The following is a 23042-nucleotide window of genomic DNA, read 5'->3' as shown; positions in this document are numbered from 1 at the left end:
AAACGAGTGATTCCTGTTTAAACGAGAAAAGGGCGGCAGAATTAGAATCTGCCATCCTTTTCTTTGTAAGGACTGACTTTTGAGTTAGCCCTTTTTTTCTATCGTTAACTCGAAGGCAAATCAATGATTTTTTGATCTTCCTCTTGTTGAAAAATCATTTGCGCCGGCCAGATATCCCGAAGTAAATGTTCGTACGGAACACCTAACACCTTTGCCAACCGTTCGATCATCGAAAAGGATGGATATGCCAGGCTTTTTTCAATCCGATTCATCATTTCAGGTGTCGTTTCCGTCAGTTCCGCGAGTTGTTCGAGCTCCATGCCCTGTCGGTTCCGTAACATTCGAATTCGTTCTCCATAGTTCGTGAGAGGAATGATCGATTCACTCATGATTTCGTCTCCTTTTTCTAAGCACATGACGCTCCGCTTTCTTTCCTGTTAAGTTATTCCCGATTTTCATTTTTCAACACTTCTCCTATTCATAATATTCATTTTCTAAAATATAATTTCAAAAAAATCATAAAAAAGAACTAGCTTTTTAAAAAGTTATCGCTTACAATTATATATGCAAGCGGTTGCATTAATCGCTTACATTTTTTGCACTAATTACACAGATAACAGATACATAGAGGAGTGAAACCACATGAAAAACAAGATTTCATTTGATTTCTGGCAAAAGCTAGGAAAAGCTTTAATGGTAGTCATAGCAGTCATGCCAGCTGCCGGAATCATGATCTCGATCGGGAAGTTGATCGGAATGTACGGTGGCGACATCGTATTTATGCAAACGGTTGCAAGAATTGTTGAAGATTTAGGTTGGGCCATCATTACTAACCTGCATGTCTTGTTCGCCGTTGCGATCGGTGGATCGTGGGCAAAAGAACGGGCCGGCGGAGCATTTGCTGCCTTACTTGCCTTTATCTTAGTCAACCGTGTTACCGGTGCTATCTTCGGTGTCAACTCGACGATGCTTGCAGATCCAAAAGCAACCGTCACGTCTTTACTTGGTTCTGATTTAATTGTAAAAGATTATTTCACTTCTGTCCTTGGTGCTCCGGCGCTTAACATGGGCGTATTCGTCGGAATCATTTCCGGTTTCCTTGGAGCTGTACTCTTCAATAAATTTTATAACTTCAGCAAGTTGCCTGATGCACTTGCATTCTTTAACGGTAAACGATTCGTTCCATTCGTTGTCATCGGTGGATCCGTCGTTGCAGCGTTTGTTTTATCACTCGTTTGGCCATTCGTCCAAGGATTATTGAATGACTTCGGACGCTGGATCGCGACGTCACGCGATACGGCACCGATCCTTGCTCCATTCGTTTACGGAACACTGGAACGTCTGCTCTTACCGTTTGGTCTTCACCACATGCTGACGGTTCCGATGAACTACACGGAACTCGGTGGAACGTATAAAATTTTAACGGGGGCAGCGCAAGGTTCGACGGTCGCAGGTCAAGATCCGTTATGGCTCGCCTGGATTACCGATCTCGTTAACTTAAAACAAGCAGGTAACACACAAGGATACAACGATTTGATCAACAGTGTCGTCCCGGCACGTTTTAAAGAAGGACAAGTCGTTACTTCCCTGGCTTCTTTAATCGGTGTTGCTGTTGCCATGTACATGTCGGTTGATGAAGACAAAAAGAAAGCTTATAAACCGGTCTTCCTATCTGCCGGTCTTGCCGTTTTCTTAACAGGTGTCACGGAGCCGATCGAATTCATGTTCATGTTCATCGCACCTGTCCTTTACGTTGTCTATGCTGTCTTAACAGGTGTTGCATTTGCTTTGGCTGACGTCATGCATCTCCGGATCCATGCGTTCGGAGCGATTGAATTGCTGACACGGATTCCGCTGATTGCAAAAGCGGGACTGATCGGTGACTTGATCCGCTTCATCGGTGTCTGTGTGTTCTTCTTCTTCTTGAACTTCTTTACATTCCGTTTCGTTATTAAAAAGTTCAACTATGCAACACCTGGCCGTAACGGAAACTACTTGGATGATGTCGTCGTTTCAGACAACACTCAAGCTACGAACGAAGCGGCTGCAACAAACGATCAATCACAAGCCTCACGCATCATCGGATTATTAGGGGGTCAAGCAAACATCGAGGAAGTCGATGCCTGTATGACACGCCTGCGCGTCACGGTCAAAGATCCAAGTCTTGTCGCACCGGAATCTGATTGGAAATCCAATGGTGCACTTGGATTAATCCTAAAAAATAATGGCGTGCAAGCTATTTACGGTCCTAAAGCGGATGTCTTGAAATCAGATATCCAAGATCGAATCGGCGCATAAACCAGATGATTTAGGGTAAATAAGAAAAGGTGAAGCTCTCCTTGAGTTTCACCTTTCTTTATTGAAAAACAGGAGGATCAACAGATGCGATTACTTACGCTCAATTGCCATTCTTGGCAGGAAACCAATCAACTCGATAAACTCGATCAAATCGTTACACAAATCATCCAACAGGATTATGATGTCATTGCTTTACAGGAAGTGAGTCAATTGATGGATACTCCGATCCTTTATGACAACATCCGTGAAGATAATTTTGTTTACTTGATTCAACAAGCCTTGGCGAAACAAGGTTTCGACTATTCGTTCGTCTGGGACTTCTCGCATATCGGATATGATGCGTATGAGGAAGGTCTCGCTCTTTTGACGAAACACCCCATCTTAAAATCAGACAGTTATTACGTCAGCAGAAGTCAGGACACGATGGACTGGAAGTCCCGCAAAATCGTCCGGGCAACCATCGATATCGACGGGACACAGATCACGTTTAATTCCTGTCACCTCGGTTGGTGGGAAGATGCGGATGAGCCGTTCAGTGAACAGTTCGATCATTTGATTGTCCGAATGGACCCTCTTGAATGGACGATGTTCTTAGGCGACTTCAACAATGATGCATTGGAACGTGAGGCCGGCTATGACCATATGATACAACGCGGCCTCCACGACGTCTTTTTGTTGGCTCAAGAGACTGTTGGTATTGAAACGGTCGAAGGCAAAATTGACGGGTGGGAAGAAAATCAACAAGGATTACGTCTCGACCTGGTCTTATCGAACCGAAAAATCGACGTCGATTGCGTCGGAGTCGTCTTTGACGGTGTGTTCGCGCCGGTCGTTTCCGACCACTTCGGAGTCGAAGTCGATATCTCAATTCAAAAAGAACCCATTTAACGGTTGACAACGCTTTCTTTTCTTTTTATGATGAGAGCAACAAGTCAATAGTGCGGATTGTGACAGTACGGCTGGCAAGACCGATTCAGCATCTCGTTTGTGGAGATGCTGTTCGGTCTTGCCTTTTTTTTGCGCCTTGTTTGCCGCACGCCTTTCCTAAAGGAGGAACTTAAGATGGATTACAAACAAACTGCAGCACGTGTCCTTGAACTCGTCGGAGGTCGGGAAAACATCATTACCGCCGCCCATTGTGCGACACGCCTTCGTCTTGTCTTACACGATGAATCGAAAGTCGATCAGGCTGCACTCGAAGATTTAGACGGTGTCAGCGGTGCATTTTCAAGTTCCGGTCAATACCAAATCATCTTCGGAACCGGCACGGTCAATAAAGTCTTTGCTGAATTCGCCCCGCTTGCCGGTGTGAAACTGGACGGCGAAGAACCGCTTGATGTCAAAAAAGCCGCTTCGCAAAAATTAAATCCGTTTGCCCGTCTCGCCCGCTCCTTATCAAATGTCTTCGTACCTTTGATTCCGGCCATCGTCGCTGCCGGTCTGTTAATGGGACTGCTCGGCATGATCAAAGCCTTCGGTTGGGTCAGCGGTGACTCGGCCATCGTTCAGTTACTCGATATGTTCTCGTCCTCTGCCTTCATCATCTTACCGATTCTGATCGGTTTCTCGGCGGCCCGTGAATTCGGAGCGAATCCGTACCTCGGTGCCGTCATCGGTGGAATCATGACCCATCCGTCGTTATTGAATCCGTGGACACTTGGAAACAGCGAACCGGAAGTGATGCATTTCCTCGGCATGAACATTGAATTAATCGGTTATCAGGGAACGGTTTTCCCGGTTCTTCTGACGGTTTGGGTCATGGCTAAGATTGAACAACAGGTCCGTAAACGGACACCGGAAACACTCGATCTTCTCGTCACACCGTTCGTAACGATTCTTGTAACGGGATTCCTCGCTCTGATCGTCATCGGGCCGATTGGAACGTTGCTCGGTAAGGGAATCTCGTTTGTCCTTGTCTTCTTCTATGAACAGTTCTCAGTCGTCGCCGGTCTCCTGTTCGGTGGTCTGTACTCGACAATCGTCATCACGGGGATGCACCACAGTTTCCATGCGATTGAAGCGGGCTTACTTGCCGATAAGAGTATCGGTAAAAACTTCTTACTTCCAATCTGGTCGATGGCAAACGTCGCTCAAGGTGGAGCCGGACTTGCCGTTTACTTCATGACGAAAAACGTCAAACTCAAAGCACTCGCTCTCCCATCAGCATTTTCCGCGTTTCTCGGGATTACGGAACCTGTTATCTACGGGGTCAACCTTCGACTCGGTAAACCGTTTATCGGTGGTGCAATCGGCGGTGCAGTCGGCGGTGGATACGTCGTCTTGACACAAGTCGCAGCGAACGCTTACGGATTAACGGGTATTCCGATGATTGCCATCGTCGCGCCGCTTGGGGCTTCGAATTTAATCAACTACCTCGTTGGTTTTGCGATCGCTGTCGCAACAGCCTTCGTTTCTACCGTCATCTTGATGCGTCTCGATGCACGCAAACAAAAACAGACGGATTTGGCTGCTTAATTAAAAAATGCGACCCCTTGAGAATCCTCTTCGGGTCGCATTTGTCAGTTTTCCTAGATTGCCGATAACCCGTATAATGGAAGTAGAAAGGAGGGAGTCAGACTGATCATTCATAAAGTACTCAATAACAATGCGATCGTTACAAAAGAACAGGGTCAGGAACGGATCATCATGGGACCGGGCATTGCTTTCGGCAAGAGAAAGAAGGATCCCGTTGATCCGACGAAAATCGAAAAAATGTTCATCCCGTCTTTTGAGAATGCTGAACAGTTCAAGGAAATCCTGACGACGACACCACTCGATATCATCGATTTGTCAGAACAGATTATTTCTTATGCAGAAGGCGAACTAAAAACACCTTTTCATGACTACATTCACGTCAGTCTGACCGATCACCTCGCCCATGCCGTCCGTCTGGCTCGGGAACAACTGGTCGTCCACAACCGGTTGGCGGAAGAAATCCGGTTGCTGTATACCGCCGAATATCAGATTGGCGAATGGGCCGTCGCCCATATCGAACAAAAGTTAGCCGTTTCCTTACCAAAAGAAGAAGCCGCGAACATCGCGCTCCACTTGTATAATGCGCGTCAACGGCATCCCAACATGGCAACTGCCCTGCAAACGGCGACGTTACTAAACGAGTTGCGGGAACAAATCGAAGCCTTTTTCGGTCAGACGATCGAAACGACGTCGATGACCTATTACCGGTTCTTCACCCATATGAAACTTGTCTTAGCCCGGATCGAACAAGGGCAAACGTTGCATGATATAGATGATGTCATCTTGTCTGCCGTCAAAACGCGGTATACGGACGCTTTCCGTTGTGCGGAAAATATGGCTGCTTGGTTGGAACAGGAACTGCAGACGACTGTGCCGCAATCCGAAGTCGGCTATATGGCTCTTCATGTAGAACGGATCCGGCCATATTTTGAAAGGAGTAAATCACATGAAAATTTATAGTCTTGGTGAAGCACTGATCGATTTAATTCCACTCGATGCCGATAATGTAACATTCCAAAAAAATCCGGGTGGGGCTCCGGCCAATGTCGCCGTCGGATTAGCGCGGCTCGGTGCCGACAGTTATTTCCTCGGGTCTGTCGGTGATGATTCGATGGGACACTTTTTGAAGGATACACTCCACCATTACGGTGTGAAGACGGATCACCTCGTCTTTGATCCGGAGCATAAAACCGGTCTTGTCCTTGTCACGAATGCCGCCGACGGTGAACGGTCGTTTGAATTCATCAACAGCTACCGGGCAGATATGAGTTTTCATGAAAAAGATATTCCGGATTCACTTGCAGAAGCGGATCTCCTGCATATCGGATCGATCTCCTTGATTTCCGGAGATGCGGTCGAAGCAACACGGCGGGCGATTGAAGTCGCAAAGTCGAATAATGTCCCCATCTCTTACGATCCAAACTTACGTGAATCGTTATGGCCGGACTTGGACGCCGCCCGTTCCACGATTCGTTCCGTCTTACCGGATGCTCAAATCGTGAAATTGGCGGAGGAGGAACTGACCTTTTTAACGGGACAGACGAATCTGGATGAAGGGGCTGCCGAGCTGCTCGCAGAATATCCGATCCGTTTGCTCGCTGTAACACGTGGCGCAGAAGGTTCTCTGCTTTATACCGACCGCTCGATGGCTGAAATCCAGGCGATTTCGGTGGATGCAATCGATACGACGGGAGCAGGCGACGCCTTCATGTCCGGTCTCCTGCATCAATGCGCGATCCGCTCGTTTTCGTTTGACTGGGATGAAACAGAATTACAGGATATCGGTCGATTTGCCGCGATTTCCGGCGGATTGGCTGCCTCGGTGAAAGGCGCGATGGCCGCCTTACCGACGCTTGACGAGGTCTCCCGAAGATTAACATAACCGTGACACAAGCAGAGGAAACACGATATTTCACACAACATCAAGCCCGCTCCCCTGTCCGGTCAGACAGAAGAGCGGGCTTTTGTTATTGTCCAGATACAAATTTCTGAATTACCTTCAACGTTTCATCCTGTTGTGCTTTTGACGTCAACGGACTGTTGTTGTCTCCTTTTTGTTTTCCATACATCCCGAAGTTTGCATGGTTCCCGTCTTTGATCAAATGAAAGACCGCATCGGAGCGGACATCCTGTTTGCTGTCCTCAATATCCTTGACCGGTAACACCCCATCCCGTCCACCGTAAACGGTTAGCGATGGGGTATCGATGGCATCAATCGGATAAGAAGCCAAAAAAATCATGCCTTTGATTTTCGGACTGTCTTCCAAAATCGTTGAGGCTGCGCTTCCGCCTAACGAATGTCCGATCAAATACCAACGTTTGATTTTCGGATGATCTTCGATGATCGATAATCCCTTTTTAGAGTCCAGCAGCGCAATATTAAACGGCAGTTTCGGCAGGGCGACATAATATCCTTCTTGTGCCAATTGGTGACCGAAATAGCTGTATGCAGCGGGATCCACTTTGGCCCCTTGATAAAAAATGAAGCCCGTTTCACTCGTGTCGTCTCCGAACTGATAACCTTGTCCGACCGGTTCACCGAAATACTGTTTTGCTTCTTTTGTTGGATTGTAATCAAATTGAGCCCAAATCATGAATGCTGCAACTAAGATTCCTACCAGAATCAGTAGACTGATGCTGATTCGTTTTAACCATCTTTTCATATTCATCCCTCCTCTTTTATGATACCCAATATAATGTGCAAAATCACATATGAAAGTAGTGTTTTGAATTTTCAGTTAATGTAAGCGTATCTATCTCTTTTTCAATATTTGGTTTAAGATTAAAAAAGCATCCGTTATTCGAAAGGGGAATCATTTGTTTTGCCACGTACTGTTGTCTCCACGATTCAGTGGTTTTTGTTTATTATTTGTACTAACATTGCCCCGCCACTCGCGATTGCTGCCTCATTTGAACTATCAAGTGCAGATACCCTCGCTTTCCTCTCACGTTGTTTATTCGTTTTTGCGATTTTAAGTCTCATTCAAGTGTTATTCGGCCACCGTCTGCCGATCATGGAAGGCCCTGCCGGTATTTGGTGGGGAGTATTCGCGCTTTATTCTTCCATCGGAATCACCTTGTACGGCAGTTACTCCAACACGTTACAGTCGTTAGGTTTTCTTCTCATCTTAAGCGGGATCATCTGTATCATTCTCACCCTGACCGGGGTGCTTCGTCGACTCGTTCCTCTTTTCACACCACAAGTCATCGGTGTTTATATGTTACTGTTATCGGCTCAATTATCCGGTTCGGTCATGAAAGGATTGCTCAATATCGAAGACGGAAAGATTCAGGTGCTTCCTGCCGTCATTTCTGTCTTAACCGTCATCATCTCACTTTATTTAGAACGTAGCGATCGGTTGCGTCAGTATGCGTTATTGATCACCCTGCTCGTTGGTTGGAGCATGTTTGCTTTGATTGGTCGTGCCGAAATGCCGACGTTCGACGGTCCGTTCTTTACCTTCCCTGATTTGATGCCGTTCGGTGGTATTCAACTCGACTGGAGCTTACTCCCGACAGCACTGATCATCTCATTGTTGCTGATGACAAACGTCTTGGCGAACATCAAAGTCATTGAACGAATCATCAGTGCAAAACGTGGTGAGCAAGTGAAGGGACAAGTCGCGACAGCCGGCGTCACAGCCGGAATCGGGCAAATTTTCGCGGGAATGTTCGGAACGGTCGGTCCCGTTGCGATTTCCGGGACAGCCGGTTTCATCGCTTCAACCGATAATACGGATCGGAAGGCCTTTGCGATTGCCAATGCCATTTGTCTGTTCCTCAGCGTCGTCACTCCGTTCGTCGGACTGATTGCAAAGATTCCGGTCGCTGTCGGATACGCAATGGTTGCTCCAATCGTCGCCGGAATGGCGATTATCGGGGTCACGGAAGCTTCGCGGGAATTGAATCGCCAGACCGCCATGATTACGGTCGGCTTACCGGTTCTAGTCGGAATCGGTGCCCTACTTCTTCCGAAAGGTGCCACTTCCGATTTGCCTCCGCTCGTCACGACATTGATGTCGAACGGTCTCGTCCTCGGAACACTCGTCGCCCTGCTCGCAGAATCTTTACGTCATATTCGTACAAATGATTGAATTGCAAAAAAAACCTTAAATGTTATATTAAAACAGTTAAAAATAAGCATTTGGAGGTTTAAGATGAAAAAAATCACAAAGATTTTAAGCGCTCCCCTACTTTTATCGACTTCTCTTGTACTTGTAGGACCTAAATATACTCAGGCATTAAGTGGAAATGAAGGTATATATTTCTATCATGCTCCTGCGGCATCCCCTGTTTACAAATCAAAAAGTTACGGTGCATGGGAAGTCGAATCTAAGACAATGCACGGTCCACAGAAAATGATTGTATCCGAGAAAGTAAAAACCAATTGGAGTGTTACTGGGGCAGGTGAAATTTCAAGGGGTTCTATTAAGGGATCTTTAGAAGGATTCTTCGGTAAAGATAAAACTATAACGGTGAATTCTGAAAAATACATTCCAAAAGGGAAAAAAGGCACTTTTAAGACTCGTATTGTGTACAAGAACTATACACAAAAATACAATCAATGGTTTACTACAGATGGTCATCGTAGTAAGACGGGAAAAACAAAAACAATTAAAATCAAAAAAAAATATAATGTAGAAGGTAAGATCAGTATTACTAAATAACAGCTTACACAGAAATCCTATAAAACAACTCCAGTACGAATAGAGAGCACTGAAAAACCTCGTGCTCTTTGAGCGTGATCAAGAGAAAAGACGATTGATTTCCGAGTTAGTCGGGTCAATCGCCTTTTTTTCTTTTGAAGTTTTTCAGTACCCTCGTACGAATATGGAGTTTTTTTGATCTATTTTCGAAGTAAAATATTCATCACGAAAAATAAAAATCCTTACTATAGCAGACAGTTTGATTGTTTTAACTGTCTGTCATAGTAGACGCTGTACAGTACCTTTTTTTATTCGATTGAGTCTCACAATACCAGAAGCATTGAAACAGACCATTTTCCATACCTCATCAGTATAAAATCAACGGATTCCTTTCATGAGAACTTGGAGTTTTTTCGAAAAAACAAGCAGTAATAATCCGAAGAAAACGGCAACTAAGCCCGTGATACCAAAATACATTACTTCCGTATCACGATCATAAAACTTAACGATTTGGGCATTGACAGCCTGTCCAGTAGCATTTGTCATGAACCATAAACTCATGGTCTGTGCCGAAAATGCAGATGGAGCCAGTTTTGTCGTCGCAGATAAACCGACCGGAGAAAGGAGAAGTTCACCAATCACGACTAACAGAAAACTAAATACTAACCAAAGGGGACTGACCAACCCTTCCGTTCCGAACAATAGACCTGGAACCATCATGACGATGAAGGATAAGCCGGCAAATACTAAACCAAACGAAAACTTTTGAAGCGTTGTCGGCTGACGATCCCCAAGCTTAATCCATATACTTGCAAAGACTGGTGCTAGTGCAATAATAAACAGCGGATTGACGGATTGGAAAAGTGCCGGGCTAAATTCATATCCGAGGAAACTTAACTCCGTACGTTGATCGGCAAATTTAGATAATACATATGTTCCCTGTTCTTGAATGGCCCAAAAAATAACAGCTGCCAAAAATAATGGAATGTATGCATACAATCTTGATTTTTCATCAGAGGTAATTTTAGGACTATGCAACATAAAATAGAAGTAAAAGACTGGAATGATGACTCCAAGAATCGTCACAACAAACGAAAACGTATTAATCGTCAACCAACCGATTGTTGAAGCAATCCAGCCAAGAACCACAATACCAATCAAAGCGAAAGAAACTACTTTATAAAAGTGTACTCTTTCTTCTTTTGACATCGGATTTAATACGTATTGACCAGCTTGTCCGAGATTTTTTTTCTTTGTCAATACAAAGACAATCAGTCCTAAAAACATACCTACTGCCGCAACAGCAAACCCGGCATGGAAACCTGCCTGCAAACGCACTCCATCTACGATAATCGGAGATAAGAATGCACCTGCATTGATTCCTGTATAAAAAATACTAAAACCAGCATCACGTCGGCTATCCGTTTTGCTGTACAGATCACCTACAATATTTGAAACGTTTGGTTTCAATAACCCTGTCCCAATTACAATCAAACCCATTGAGAAGAACAGTGCTGTAGCGCCTGCCGGTAAGGACAGAACGATATGTCCAGTCATGATCAATACACCGCCGTAAAATACAGTCCGTGATGTTCCTAATAAACGGTCGGCTATCCATCCGCCGATGACACCGGACATATAAACTAATGATCCGTAGATCGCCATGATGGAAGACGCCATTTTTTCGTCGATTCCAAGACCACCATCTTTTACAGAGTAGTACATATAATAGATAAGGATGGCACGCATCCCGTAGTAGGAGAAGCGCTCCCAAAACTCAGTAAAGAATAACGTGAACAGTCCTTTTGGATTTCCGAAGAATCCTTTTTGCGGAACAGTCTTGTAGACCTGATCGCGATCAAACTCTGCCATATGAACGGCTCCTTTCGTCTACCTTCGATATGTGCACATTGTCCAATCTTTTTCCCGCTTTCCCCAAACCATAAGCATGAACGAACGAATTGAACGCAAATACACTGTTTTGCCTGAATTGTCTCACTTCTTTTTTTGTTTGTGAGACAGCACTATATCATTCAACCGTAAATCATTTGAGGAGTCAAATATTAATTTCGGTACACAAAAAAGAGTGATACGAAAAATCCGCTCACTCAAGTCTGCATCTCTTTTGATTCAACAATCGTTACTCCCGGTGGTTCATGCAGCGTATGATGAATCATCGCCTGCGCGACCTTCGCCGCTTCAATCGGTGCGTACGGGCTGCGCCGCAACAATGGACGTAACACAGTGGATACCCGGGCCGCCGCCTGTTCGCCAAAACGGAATTCATCCCGCTCGCCTAACAATAACGAAGGGCGGAAGATCAGCAAGGCATCATAGCCGAGCACACGTAATCCGTTTTCCGCATCGCCTTTGACACGGTTATAAAATGTTTTCGCATTCGGATGCGCACCAAGTGCTGAAATCAGGGCGAATCGAGTGGCTCCCAGATCAAGCAATTCCCGCCCTACTTCAATCGGATACGTGTAATCCACGAGACGAAACGCTTCTTGCGATCCGGCCTGTTTAATCGTCGTCCCCAGCGCACAGTAGACGTGATCTACTTCCGGTAATTCGATTTCCGTCGCATGATCAAAATCAATTACCCATTCTTCGAGTTTTTGATGAAATCGATTCATCGGACGACGTACGAGAACATGTACTTCCTGATACGCATCATGCGCCAATAGTTGATCGACCAGTTCTTGCCCCACTAAGCCGGTCGCGCCTAAAATAGCTGCTTTCATCATCCATCCTCCTCTTGATTTTCACGTTGCCCGATCGGTAAGAAATAAGATCGATTCCCCGTGATCCGTTCACCTGCCCGCACCCCGACAGCACTTGGTCGCCCGCCAAGCACAAACACGCCAAACATGTATGCGACTTCTGTTCCATCTTCTAATGACCACATCGGTAATTCCTGATACCGTTGATACACGGCCGACTGATTGCTGAATGAACGTTGTTCGTTACTGAACAGAACCGTCCCGTCCCCTTGACGGACGGTCACGGTATCCCCTTCCCGTCCGAAGATCGGTTTTTCGACGAAAGCCTGGTGCTGACGTAAAAACGGCTCCGGACTCAAATAGGTCGGCAGGAAATATGCCGCAATGACCTCATGATCGTGTCCGGTCAAATAAGGATGATCGGTTTCATGCAGGAGCCAAATCAATGCCAGGACCGACTTCGCCTGCATCAGGAAAGCCGATGGTGGATTGATGATTTCAAGCAGTCCCATCTCGACGAGCTGAAGCAATAAACGTCCGAGCTCTGTTCCGTCTTCATCACGGTCGAGTAAAGCCATCTCGATCGGAAACGTCTGCCTGTAAAGAATATCGATTCGTCGTCCCTGCTGGTCATACAATCCATCTTCTGCCCGTATCTCAAGTTCGTCAAGAGGACAGTATGTAGCACCGGCAACAAATTGTTGCAGATACTCTGTCGTCCACCGGTCTTCGATGTTGTCTCCGTGTGAAGTAAACACGACATGCGGATTTTCGTGATGGATCCGGTAGCTTGCCGCCTTCACCGCACGATCAACGCTGTCCGCCAACTGTTTCGCCTGCCCGTCATTATACGATCCCAATCCCACTTTCCGTGCAATCCGGTCGTTGACTTCAAAACATTCCTTGATGAACGTCGGCGTATCCGCATTCCATTCCATGACCGATATCCGATTGCCTGTGACAATGAAATCAAAACGGCTGATGACCGATAAAGGCCGCATCGTCTGTAACCGTAAAAAGGACAGAGCAGCTTTCGGAAAACCGAGTTCAATCAATCCGTCGTCATCCATTGTCCAAAGAATCGGAATCACTTTTTCAAAGATGGTATAGGCTTCCCGAGCCGCCGTGCGCAAGGCTTCGATCGTTTCTTTCGGAACAGGCATCACTTCTGCCAAGGCATACGTTTCACCGTCGAGCACATCCCAAAAAGCGTCAATATCCCCGTAGAGTTCCTGCCGTGTCCTCATCCGCCGAAGAAGCCGGACGATGATCCCGTCCCAAATCCTTTTGTCTTGCTGTTATAACTTTTGACGTCTTTTGACCGGGGTGTATACCCTTTCGTCCGCATCGCACTATGCATCAAGGCACGTGAAGCAAAATAACTTCCTCCCCAGTAAAAGAACCCGGAGTGTGTCGAGCTTGAATCATCGCAATACCAAACACCTTCATCATTATCATATTCATAATCGTCACAATCCGGATCATCCGGACGCTCCGCTTTTGCATTATCCGATCCACACCCGCTGAGCGTCGTTCCGACCAACAATGTAGCTGCAAGTGTCGCCTGTTTCATCCAACTCACATCGCATACCCCTTTCATCACAATTTGTTATTCTAAGTATACGCTTTTTCCAGCAAAAAAGTTTCTAAGTCGTTCCGGAACTTTTTTCGTTAATGTCAGTAGAATAACGAAGAAGACTTGAGGAGGAATTCAAATGTCACTTGCCTATTATGTCGAAGATCAAAATGAATTTAAATCCATTTATCAATACAGCCGTTTCGCCATTGATCCGGAAGAAATCATTGCGCATCAACTCTGCGAATTCCATATCATCGAAGGGCACTTATACGAGTTGCGGTCCAATGAAATGGACGGGGAATATGACCAGTTGATTGTCGATCATGTCGAGGCTTCCCCCCGTGATCCAGCGGACCGTGTCTATCCGCCGCACCAGATTCATCTCGAGTTCCGGCGCTTCCAGGCAGGCGGTTCACATCCCGTCATCAAGACAGTGACAGTCCCGAATCATATTCAGGCCATGCGCTTTTTGGTCAAAGATAAACTGAGTGTACCGGATCACGGGGTCTTTGAGCGAGACAGCTGTGAAGTCGATTTAGACCGAAACTGTTACGTGATTTATTTAGGTGAAGAAATCATTTAATGAAAGAATTAAGTATAGTTCGTTTTCAAGACACGTTTTTTTTGGCATACTAGAGGATAAGAACGAATTAATCGAGGTGAACACACATGAGCGAACAACCAAAAAAATTGTCTCTTCAAGAAGCAATGATTGAACAATTAAAAGCAAAAAAACAATCACAGACAAAACGTCCGACCGGTTTGCGCGGAACAGAAACAAAACAAATGACAAGCCAAAAAACGAAAAAAACGAACAACCAGAAAAAACGGACAGGCGTCTAATTGAATTCGTGAAATAAGGGAGTAACTATGAGTATTTTAACGGTATCAAACTTAAGCCATGGTTTTGGCGATCGTGCGATTTTCGAAGATGTCTCGTTCCGTCTATTAAAAGGGGAACACATCGGTCTCGTCGGAGCGAACGGCGAAGGAAAATCGACGTTCATGAACATCATTACTTCGCAGCTTGAACCAGACGAAGGAAAAGTCGAATGGGCAAAACACGTTCGGGTCGGCTATCTGGATCAGCACGCTGTTCTTTCCAAAGGACTCACGATTCGTGATGCCTTAAAGGGAGCATTCCAATATCTGTTCGACATCGAACAGGAAATCAATGATCTGTATACAAAAATGGGCGAAGTCGAACCAGACGAACTCGAAAAAATGTTAGAAGAAGTCGGTGTCTTGCAAGACATCTTGACGAACAATGATTTTTATACGATCGATGCGAAAGTCGAAGAAATTGCACGCGGTCTAGGTCTTGATGAGATCGGTCTCGATCGTGATGTCCAGGAACTCAGCGGCGGACAGCGGACAAAAATTCTGCTTGCCAAACTGTTGCTTGAAAAACCGGATATCCTTTTACTCGATGAGCCGACCAACTACCTGGATGTGCAACATATCGAATGGTTGAAACGTTACCTTAATGATTACGAAAATGCGTTCATCTTGATTTCACACGACATTCCATTCCTGAACAGTGTCATCAACTTGATCTACCATATGGAGAACCAAGGACTTAACCGTTACGTCGGTGATTACGACAACTTCCTGACTGTCCATGAGGCGAAGAAGAAGCAACATGAGTCAGCCTTTAAACGTCAACAGCAGGAAATTTCCGAGCTGAAAGATTTCGTCGCCCGCAATAAGGCCCGTGTCTCGACACGTAACATGGCGATGTCGCGTCAGAAGAAGCTTGATAAGATGGACGTCATCGAACTCGCGCAGGAACGTCCAAAACCTGAGTTTCATTTCCAGACAGCCCGGACACCAAGTAAGTTGATGTTCGAAGCAAAAGGACTTGTCATCGGATACGATGAGCCGCTTTCCCGTCCGCTTGATTTGATGATCGAGCGCGGTCAAAAAATCGCGTTGCACGGAGCGAACGGTATCGGGAAGTCGACTTTGCTGAAAAGTCTGCTCGGAGAGATTCCTTCGGTTTCCGGTACAGTCGAACGCGGGGAAAATCTTCACATCGGCTACTTCGAACAGGAAATTAAAGAAAAAAATTCGAATACGTGTATCGAAGAGATCTGGGGTACATTCCCGTCTCTGACACAGCAACAGGTCCGGGCCATGCTCGCGAAATGTGGTCTGATGACGAAACACATCGAATCGAAAATCGAAGTGCTCAGTGGTGGCGAAAAAGCGAAGGTCCGCCTTTGTAAATTGATGAACACGGAATCCAACATTCTGGTTCTCGATGAGCCGACTAACCACTTGGACGTCGAAGCAAAAGAAGAACTCAAACGTGCGTTACAGGAATACAAGGGAACCGTTCTGTTGATTTCACATGAACCTGAATTTTATGAAGCCGTCGCAACGGATTTATGGAATTGTGAATCATGGACGACTAAAGTATTCTAAAGGCAAAAACGATTGGACGGAAGACGGAACCCGATTTTACATCGAGTTCCGCGTTCCGTCTTTTTTTGTGTTCTCATTTAATTCATAGACTTAATCATTGCCTTGTTCATCGATTTGTATCAAACTAAATGGCAGATGCAACTTTTTCTGAAGGAGTGGATGTCATGGAAACCATTACTAAAAAAGCCAACTTATCATTACTCGAACTGCCGAGCGGCGGAGAGGAATCTTTATTTTGCCGGCTTTATTCCCCGGCACTCGCCGGTCCCGCTCCACTCATCGTTCTGTTCCATGGATTCCCCGGGAAACAATTGAACATGGATTGGGCCGTTCAATTACAAAACCTTGGTTTTCATGTCCTCGTGACGTCTTACCGCGGAACGATCGGCAGTCCGGGTGCATTCCGTTTCCGGCATGTTCTTGAAGACGCGACCGCCATCATGCAACATGTCGTTTCTCCTGAATTTACGCAGGCACATGATATCTCAGCCGATCAGATTTCAATCGTCGGTCACAGTATGGGCGGCTTTGCCGGACTCCACGCCTTCATTGATGTTCCGGACATTGCCCATTACATTGGAATCTCTCCGTTTAACTTCGGTTTGATTGGTCAACTGGTACTCGATTATCCGGAACATGAAGAGGCATTACAAGGTGTCTTGAGCCGCGGAGCTCAGTTCCTGTCCCATACCGACGGCGACATACTGCTCGACGAACTAAAACGACATCATGCGACGTGGAACCTGCTGTCACTGAAAGAACAACTCGGAACACGTTCCGCCTTGCTTGTGACGTCGGAACGTGATGAGACGTCCATCAAATCACTTCATCATGACTTGCTTCAGGATGCCAGTGCCTTTGAACAAATCATCGTGGACAGTGACCACAATTATATCGAAAATCGGGAAGATGCCTTCCGGGCTTGGACCACATGGTTAAGACGACGTTAAAAAAACGAGCGTCCTCATTTTATCAGTGAGGACGCTTGCTTTTTAGGTGTTGCTGTTTTCGGACGGACCTGCATCCGGTACAAAATCAGCGTGAACAGCGTTAATGTGGAACAGGCATACCAAATGGTCGTGAAAAGTGTTCCTGTATCCGTTCCGATGAAAATCCCGTGAAGTGTCATCAAGAGCCAGGCCGGCAGGACAAGCCAGTGCGTTAATTTCCATAATGTTTTTCCGAGCGCCTCTTTCAAGAAATCAGAAGTAACCAAGACAAAACCAAACAGGTACAGACTGATCGTTCCAAAGGCATTCCAAAGCGGCTCATAGGATGCCGTTCCCGGAATCAGAATTTCAAGCAAACTCAGAGGAGCATACGTATCGACGACGATCAGCGTCGCATGAAGCACAATCGCCAATAATCCGGCCCAGCCACTGTACAGGTGAATGTTATGCAGACGTGCCTTTTGTTTTCTCAATGCCGGGAATGAACCGAGTAGACCGGCTAACACCGATAGTGTCAAAAAGAAATGTCCGCCCAACCCGCTCAAACGAATCATCGTCCACGTTGAAAATAACCACTTTATCCAGTCCATATGGCTTGTCCTCCTTTCTCTTCCGCTACCATTTTTCCTGACTCATCCATCAATAGTAATCGTCCGTTCGGAAACCACTTGAACAGTTTGTTCTGTCGCTCGGATTCTGTCATCTGAAAAGCGAGTTTCGTCATCACTTCTGCCTCATAAAGTTGTGGCGCAGACGCCGTGATTTGGACGAATCGGCTTTCAATCGGACGCCCTGTCTTACCACTTAACAAATGATGGTTCGTCCTGTCGCCCACTTTCCAGGAACGATACATCCGGCTCGAGGTCGCGACAGCTCCTTGCCGTAACCGGATTTCTGCAATCTCAGTTTCTGTCTTCGGATCTGTGACGGCAATTTTCCACGGCTCGTCATCAGACCAGACAATGACGTCTCCTCCAGCCTCAATCAATCCGCGTGGCTGGTTCTTCCGTAAACGTTGGGCAACCATCATTGCCGCTGCTCCCTTGCCGATTCCGCCTAAGTCAATCGTTCCTCCCCCTACCCGCGTCACTTCACATCCTTCGACTAAAAACGGACTGATTTCAGGCGGCGGGATTGCTTCTGATTCAACGGCCTGTCGGAAAGGAAACGATCGGTCGTAACCGTTTGCCCGCTGCTGTTCAAGTAGGAAGGGCGAAAAGTAATGTTCGGTCTGTTCAAAATAATGGATTGCCCGCTGCAACAGTCGTGCAAGCGGTAACGATACCGTCAGCGTCTGCCCAATCAGCAGTTGATTCAACTGACTGACTTCGCTGGACGAACTGAATCGTGACCATTGCCGGTCCACATAATGAAAGAACTGCTCGATGTCCTGCCATTCCTTTTCTTCGATCCTTTGGTTCGTGATAAAACGAATGTTATTATGCATCGAATAGAGTTGCCGCTCCATTTCGTTTCACCTCCTATTTCGAATGACTGGACTGACCGTCACTTCCGCCGCTCGGTTGATTAAATCCGGAAGAATCGTTGCTTTGCCAATTACCGTCATCGTCGTCATCCTCTTCGTAGTAATATCCGTTGTCTTCATCTGACTCTCCCCATTCATCGTCATCACCGTTAGACGGCTGACTCGGGATTGTCGTCTCGTTCGAATAAGAATCTCCTGTATTGATGGTATTCGCCGGCTGATCGTTTGTCGCAACGGTCAACTGACCAATCGCAAGTCCTAAAAAGACACTGCTGCTCAGTCCCACAATCCATTTCGCGAACGGTTTCGGTTTCACATTTTTCCTCTCCTCTCGTTTCCTGTTATCTTTACTGTATCGATAAAAACTGACAACTAGCTGATGACAACTGTGGGATAATAAGAAAAAACAAACCGGGAGGAACAAGGATGCGGATTTTGATTGCAGAAGATGACAAGCGGCTTGCCAAAATGTTGCGGCTCCATTTGGAACGTGCCGGCTATCAGGTCGATGTGGCTCATGACGGACTCGAAGCCATCGAGCAATGCCAGACTTTTCGTTATGATTTATTGGTCCTCGACTGGATGATGCCACATAAAAGCGGGATTGAAGTAGCGACTGAATTGCGCGGGGAACGCTTTGAAGGCGGGATTCTGATGTTGACGGCCCGTGATACGGAAATCGATTTGGTACACGGACTCGACAGTGGTGCCGATGATTATCTCGTGAAACCCTTTCAGGCAAACGAACTGTTAGCACGCCTCCGCGCCTTGAGCCGGCGTCAGAAAAAGGCATTCGTCTCGACTGTTTCGTATCAGGAACTCGAACTTGATATCACGACTCAGACGATTTCCTATGCCGGACAGTTACTTGAGCTGACACGTCGTGAATTCGAATTTCTGTCGCTGTTGCTCCGCCGCCCGGAGCAGGTCATGGGACGTGAGCTGATCATTGAAGTCGTTTGGGGAATCGGCGCAGATATCACCGATAATGCACTCGACGCACTCGTTCGGCTCGTCCGGAAAAAGCTCGATGCTGCCGGTGCACCGGCTTTGATTCAAACGGTTCGCGGATTCGGTTATCGGCTCGGAGGTCCTCATGCTTGAAACCATTCGAAAACGGCTGACGCTACTATTCAGCGGAACGTTTTTACTGTTGTTGATTCTGATTTTAGTCGGTGTTTACTTCACGACCGCCCGGCTGCTCGATCAAACCGAGCTGAACCAATTAAAGTCAGTGTCCGACCGCGATCTGTTCGAACGGATCGAGCACGGCGAAGACCGGTTAATCCGCAATCCGATTTACTTTCAGATTATGAATCCGGACGGTTCAGTCCGCTTCACATCGCTTCCTGACGACTTACCGGCGAAGACCCTTCAGCGCTTTATGACCGCAGATGAAGAAACTCAAAAAGTCGAATTCGACGACCGGCACTATCTGCTTTATCAACGGGATAATGATGAACAGGGTATGATTGTTCTGATGAAAGACATCTCTGCCACACAGGATACACTCCAGCGCCTGATCGCCATGTTAGCCGGCATCACGATTTTGTCGACCCTTGTCTTGATGGGTCTCAGTTACGTACTCGCCGGTCGTTCCGTCGTTCCCGTTCAGCAAGCCTTTGACCGACAGCGCCGTTTTACATCAGACGCTTCTCATGAACTAAGGACGCCGCTGACGATTTTATACAGCGGCATCGAGTTACTCGAGACCGAGCCGCTCAGCACGGAAGGAAAAACAATCTTATCGGATTTGAAGGCAGAGACGGCCTCGATGCAGTATTTAGTTTCCGACTTACTGTTGTTGGCCCGGGAAGGTCAACCCGGATCCATGAGCCCGATTGATTTAAGTACACTCGTCACACAGACTTCTGAACGGTTTAAACATACGTTAGTCGACCGGACATTGGCCTTATCTGTCGCGCCCAATTTGTTGATCAAGGGCGATCCTAACCAGTTGATCCGTCTGTTGACGATCTTTCTAGAAAATGCCGCTGCCTACAGCGATGCTAATATTGAAGTTTACCTGCAACAGACGTCAACCGATGTTCGATTAACCATCGCTGATCACGGAATCGGCATTCCACCGGAAAATTACGATAAGATATTTGAACGGTTCTTCCGCGGTGATCACTCTCGCCATGGTACCGGAACCGGGCTCGGGCTCGCCATCGCCAAATCGATTGCCGATGCACATCAAGCCACTATCTTTGTTGAATCCACACCCGAAACCGGAACACGCTTCACGATTCTTTTTCCAATTTCTTAATGACCGTCAGCTAACTGTCAGATAACCCGGTTAAAGTAACAGTATGTTCCATTACTTATCAAGGAGGTTATCTTATGTTAGGTGGCGTACCGCTTCATCCCCTGCTCGTTCATGCACCGATTGCTCTTTTACTGTTCGCAACACTCTTATTACTGTTCAGTTTCAAATGGGTCCAGTTAAAATTATTTGTCCTCATCACGTTATTTGCCGGTCTGCTGTCCGGCGTCGCAGCGTATTTATCGGGTGACGGGGCTGAAGAATATGCAGAAACCAATCTGAGCAGTGCAACACACGCGGCCATCTCGAATCATGAAAATTTCGCCTTGTTCAGCCTCGTTGCCTTTGGAATTGCCTTTGTCCTCCTGTTGCTCGGCTACCGTTCCAACAAAAAAACAATGCTTATGCTAAGCCTGCTCGTCGCAATCGTCGGAAGCGGTTTACTCGCTTATACCGGTCATCTCGGCGGACAGATGGTATACGCCAAATAAAAAATCCCCTTTCCTCCAAATAATCCATGGAGAAAAGGGGATTTTCACTTACTTATTTATGATGATCACGGCCCGGACGGCGGTTGCTCGAGCGGCGTGTGTTACCGCGGCCTTCCGCCGGTTTTTTCGTTCCTTTGCTTTGATCGTGCTGTGCACGAATCATTTCATCCGAAAGTTCGACGACAATCGGTGTCACTTCGACACCCAGTTCGCGTTCCATATCACGGAAACTGCGGCCGTCGCGTGGGGTAACGATTGAAATCGCTACGCCGTCGTTTCCGGCACGGCCTGTCCGACCAATCCGGTGAACATAACTTTCCGCATCGTCCGGTAAATCGTAGTTGAAGACGTGCGTGACACCCGTCACGTCAAGACCACGTGATGCAACGTCTGTTGCAATCAGGAATGGTGTTTTTCCTTGATAGAACTTCGCCATCGCTTTTTCACGTTTCCCTTGTGTCAAACCACCGTGCAATTCATCCGTCGGATACCCTTGCATCTGTAATTCTTCATTCAGCTTGCTGACACGGCGTTGTGTCCGGCAGAAGATGATTGCGGCATACGGACGCATCTCGTCAAGCATCGTCCGGAGTGTCGCCTGTTTCCGGCGATCCGTCGTTTCGACGACGAACTGTTCGATGGCGTCGACTGTTACTTTTTCTGCCTCGACTTGGACTTCAATCGGATCACGCAAATACGTTTTCGCGAGTTGCTCGACTTTTTCCGGCATCGTTGCTGATAACATGACGAACTGACGATCAACCGGTGCTGCTGCGATGATATCTTCGATTTCCGGTAAGAATCCGATTTGCAGCATCTGATCCGCTTCATCCAGGACAAGCGTCTTCAATTCACTCAAATCAAGTGTTCCACGACCGACGTGATCCAAAATCCGACCCGGTGTCCCGATGATGATTTGTGGCATGCGACCGAGACGTTGGATTTGTTTGAAGACATCCTGTCCACCGTATACAGCCAGCGCACGGATATCTTCCATGTTCCGGATTAACTTGTGTGTTTCATCTGCAATCTGACGTGCGAGTTCACGTGTCGGTGCGACGATCAACGCTTGAACCGTTTTGCTCTCTAAATCGATTTGTTCGAGAATCGGCAGAAGAAACGCCAGTGTCTTCCCTGTTCCGGTTTGCGCTTTTCCTATTAAATCACGACCGGCGAGCAAATGCGGAATCGCCTGCTCTTGAATCGGCGTTGGTTGTTTGATGCCTTGTTTTTGTAATTTCTTGACCCATTGTTCTTGAATGTGTAGTGCTTCAAATGTTGACATAGTATCCTCCTAAAAATTATCCACAGAAAAAAGCTGTGGATAACCTGCTTCGAATCGACAAAAACAGTTATCCACAGCCGTGCTTTTTCTAGTATACACAATTTACGCGTTTGTTGCTTCCTGTTTTAACTTTCGATCGAGTACAAATGTCCCGAATGGAATGAACGAAGCGATAAAGGCGATCCCTGCTTTTACAAACGACCAACGGTATTTGAATTTAACGACAGCAAGCCATAGCGCATACATGACGAATAAAACACCGTGCATGGCTCCGACGACGGAAACGGCTTCCGGAATGCCTGCCATATACTTTAAGGGCATGGCAATCAACAGTAAGACTAAAAATGAAATACCTTCTAAAATCGCAATCAATCGAAATTGACCTAACGTAGTTCCTAACATCCCGTCACTCCTTT

General features: G+C 46.6%; 25 protein-coding genes. 14 read left to right on the top strand and 11 right to left on the bottom strand.

Features of this window, described 5'->3' with window-relative positions; genetic code table 11:
• Positions 1–104 precede the first annotated feature (104 nt).
• On the bottom strand, positions 105–389 hold the full coding sequence (locus tag ABIC15_RS11115; RefSeq protein ID WP_354020713.1) for a helix-turn-helix domain-containing protein: 285 nt from the start codon (positions 387–389) through the stop codon (positions 105–107).
• A 253-nt stretch (positions 390–642) separates the two neighbouring features.
• Here ABIC15_RS11115 and ABIC15_RS11110 point away from each other — a divergent pair, with 253 nt between their 5' ends.
• The 5 genes from ABIC15_RS11110 to ABIC15_RS11090 all read left to right on the top strand — a co-directional run bounded on the left by ABIC15_RS11110 (position 643) and on the right by ABIC15_RS11090 (position 6655).
• The gene (locus tag ABIC15_RS11110) at positions 643–2298 is read left to right on the top strand and encodes a PTS transporter subunit IIBC (protein WP_131503521.1); all 1656 of its coding nucleotides are present in this window, start codon (positions 643–645) and stop codon (positions 2296–2298) included.
• A gap of 84 nt (positions 2299–2382) precedes the next feature.
• A complete protein-coding gene (locus tag ABIC15_RS11105) occupies positions 2383–3186 on the top strand; it encodes an endonuclease/exonuclease/phosphatase family protein (protein ID WP_354020712.1) in 804 nt (267 codons plus the stop codon).
• Between the two features lie 174 nt (positions 3187–3360).
• Positions 3361–4773 carry a sucrose-specific PTS transporter subunit IIBC gene (locus ABIC15_RS11100; protein WP_354020711.1) on the top strand — a complete coding sequence of 471 codons (1413 nt, stop codon included), beginning with the start codon at positions 3361–3363 and terminating at the stop codon, positions 4771–4773.
• A gap of 57 nt (positions 4774–4830) precedes the next feature.
• Positions 4831–5733, top strand: coding sequence for a PRD domain-containing protein (locus ABIC15_RS11095; protein ID WP_354020724.1), 903 nt, complete (start codon positions 4831–4833; stop codon positions 5731–5733).
• A complete protein-coding gene (locus ABIC15_RS11090) occupies positions 5720–6655 on the top strand; it encodes a carbohydrate kinase family protein (RefSeq protein ID WP_354020710.1) in 936 nt (311 codons plus the stop codon). The genes ABIC15_RS11095 and ABIC15_RS11090 overlap by 14 nt, the downstream gene beginning before the upstream one ends.
• 85 nt (positions 6656–6740) lie before the next feature.
• Here the strand turns inward: ABIC15_RS11090 and ABIC15_RS11085 are convergent, their stop codons facing one another.
• Positions 6741–7436, bottom strand: a complete 696-nt coding sequence (locus tag ABIC15_RS11085; protein WP_354020709.1) for an alpha/beta hydrolase — start codon at positions 7434–7436, stop codon at positions 6741–6743.
• A 159-nt stretch (positions 7437–7595) separates the two neighbouring features.
• On the opposite strand from ABIC15_RS11085, the gene ABIC15_RS11080 reads away from it, so the two are divergent.
• Positions 7596–8867 (top strand): purine/pyrimidine permease, encoded by a 1272-nt coding sequence (locus ABIC15_RS11080; RefSeq protein WP_131503527.1) that lies wholly within the window; start codon positions 7596–7598, stop codon positions 8865–8867.
• Positions 8868–8930: 63 nt separating this feature from the next.
• On the top strand, positions 8931–9440 hold the full coding sequence (locus ABIC15_RS11075; RefSeq protein WP_354020708.1) for a hypothetical protein: 510 nt from the start codon (positions 8931–8933) through the stop codon (positions 9438–9440).
• Positions 9441–9797: 357 nt separating this feature from the next.
• Here the strand turns inward: ABIC15_RS11075 and ABIC15_RS11070 are convergent, their stop codons facing one another.
• The 4 genes from ABIC15_RS11070 to ABIC15_RS11055 all read right to left on the bottom strand — a co-directional run bounded on the left by ABIC15_RS11070 (position 9798) and on the right by ABIC15_RS11055 (position 13715).
• On the bottom strand, positions 9798–11291 hold the full coding sequence (locus ABIC15_RS11070; RefSeq protein ID WP_354020707.1) for a peptide MFS transporter: 1494 nt from the start codon (positions 11289–11291) through the stop codon (positions 9798–9800).
• Between the two features lie 236 nt (positions 11292–11527).
• Positions 11528–12163 (bottom strand): NAD(P)H-binding protein, encoded by a 636-nt coding sequence (locus tag ABIC15_RS11065; protein ID WP_354020706.1) that lies wholly within the window; start codon positions 12161–12163, stop codon positions 11528–11530.
• Positions 12163–13389 (bottom strand): glutathionylspermidine synthase family protein, encoded by a 1227-nt coding sequence (locus ABIC15_RS11060; protein ID WP_354020705.1) that lies wholly within the window; start codon positions 13387–13389, stop codon positions 12163–12165. Before ABIC15_RS11060 ends, ABIC15_RS11065 begins: the two co-directional genes overlap by 1 nt.
• Complete coding sequence (locus tag ABIC15_RS11055; RefSeq protein WP_012371783.1) at positions 13386–13715, bottom strand: hypothetical protein; 330 nt, start codon at positions 13713–13715, stop codon at positions 13386–13388. The genes ABIC15_RS11060 and ABIC15_RS11055 overlap by 4 nt, the downstream gene beginning before the upstream one ends.
• 142 nt (positions 13716–13857) lie before the next feature.
• Between ABIC15_RS11055 and ABIC15_RS11050 the strand changes: the two genes are divergently transcribed.
• The 4 genes from ABIC15_RS11050 (at position 13858) to ABIC15_RS11035 (ending at position 17098) form a co-directional block, all read left to right on the top strand.
• Complete coding sequence (locus ABIC15_RS11050) at positions 13858–14304, top strand: hypothetical protein (RefSeq protein WP_214767574.1); 447 nt, start codon at positions 13858–13860, stop codon at positions 14302–14304.
• Between the two features lie 86 nt (positions 14305–14390).
• Positions 14391–14564 carry a hypothetical protein gene (locus ABIC15_RS11045; RefSeq protein WP_012371785.1) on the top strand — a complete coding sequence of 58 codons (174 nt, stop codon included), beginning with the start codon at positions 14391–14393 and terminating at the stop codon, positions 14562–14564.
• A 27-nt stretch (positions 14565–14591) separates the two neighbouring features.
• Positions 14592–16148 (top strand): ABC-F family ATP-binding cassette domain-containing protein, encoded by a 1557-nt coding sequence (locus tag ABIC15_RS11040; RefSeq protein ID WP_012371786.1) that lies wholly within the window; start codon positions 14592–14594, stop codon positions 16146–16148.
• Between the two features lie 164 nt (positions 16149–16312).
• A complete protein-coding gene (locus ABIC15_RS11035) occupies positions 16313–17098 on the top strand; it encodes an alpha/beta hydrolase family protein (protein ID WP_354020704.1) in 786 nt (261 codons plus the stop codon).
• A gap of 14 nt (positions 17099–17112) precedes the next feature.
• Here ABIC15_RS11035 and ABIC15_RS11030 read toward each other — a convergent pair whose 3' ends face one another.
• Genes ABIC15_RS11030 through ABIC15_RS11020 form a run of 3 tightly spaced genes read right to left on the bottom strand, consistent with a single transcriptional unit; the run spans position 17113 to position 18900 of the window.
• Positions 17113–17688 (bottom strand): ferric reductase-like transmembrane domain-containing protein, encoded by a 576-nt coding sequence (locus ABIC15_RS11030; RefSeq protein WP_012371788.1) that lies wholly within the window; start codon positions 17686–17688, stop codon positions 17113–17115.
• Positions 17676–18566, bottom strand: a complete 891-nt coding sequence (locus ABIC15_RS11025; protein ID WP_214850065.1) for an FAD:protein FMN transferase — start codon at positions 18564–18566, stop codon at positions 17676–17678. Before ABIC15_RS11025 ends, ABIC15_RS11030 begins: the two co-directional genes overlap by 13 nt.
• Positions 18567–18579: 13 nt before the next feature.
• Positions 18580–18900 (bottom strand): hypothetical protein, encoded by a 321-nt coding sequence (locus ABIC15_RS11020; protein WP_012371790.1) that lies wholly within the window; start codon positions 18898–18900, stop codon positions 18580–18582.
• Positions 18901–19010: 110 nt separating this feature from the next.
• On the opposite strand from ABIC15_RS11020, the gene ABIC15_RS11015 reads away from it, so the two are divergent.
• From ABIC15_RS11015 to ABIC15_RS11005, 3 genes are all read left to right on the top strand, one after another.
• The gene (locus ABIC15_RS11015) at positions 19011–19688 is read left to right on the top strand and encodes a response regulator transcription factor (protein WP_012371791.1); all 678 of its coding nucleotides are present in this window, start codon (positions 19011–19013) and stop codon (positions 19686–19688) included.
• Positions 19681–20853, top strand: coding sequence for a sensor histidine kinase (locus tag ABIC15_RS11010; protein WP_012371792.1), 1173 nt, complete (start codon positions 19681–19683; stop codon positions 20851–20853). Before ABIC15_RS11015 ends, ABIC15_RS11010 begins: the two co-directional genes overlap by 8 nt.
• 74 nt (positions 20854–20927) lie before the next feature.
• Positions 20928–21341, top strand: a complete 414-nt coding sequence (locus ABIC15_RS11005) for a DUF2231 domain-containing protein (protein ID WP_012371793.1) — start codon at positions 20928–20930, stop codon at positions 21339–21341.
• 52 nt (positions 21342–21393) lie between these two features.
• Here the strand turns inward: ABIC15_RS11005 and ABIC15_RS11000 are convergent, their stop codons facing one another.
• Together ABIC15_RS11000 and ABIC15_RS10995 are read right to left on the bottom strand one after the other, a co-directional pair.
• Complete coding sequence (locus ABIC15_RS11000) at positions 21394–22626, bottom strand: DEAD/DEAH box helicase (RefSeq protein ID WP_012371794.1); 1233 nt, start codon at positions 22624–22626, stop codon at positions 21394–21396.
• A gap of 102 nt (positions 22627–22728) precedes the next feature.
• Positions 22729–23028 (bottom strand): DUF3817 domain-containing protein, encoded by a 300-nt coding sequence (locus ABIC15_RS10995; RefSeq protein ID WP_012371795.1) that lies wholly within the window; start codon positions 23026–23028, stop codon positions 22729–22731.
• Positions 23029–23042: the final 14 nt, after the last annotated feature.

This window comes from Exiguobacterium sp. PvP048, from assembly GCF_040549175.1.
In the GTDB taxonomy this organism is placed as follows: Bacteria; Bacillota; Bacilli; order Exiguobacteriales; family Exiguobacteriaceae; genus Exiguobacterium_A; species Exiguobacterium_A artemiae.
The sequence above is the reverse complement of the archived record's forward strand: the minus strand, read 5'-3'. Positions and strand labels throughout refer to the sequence as shown.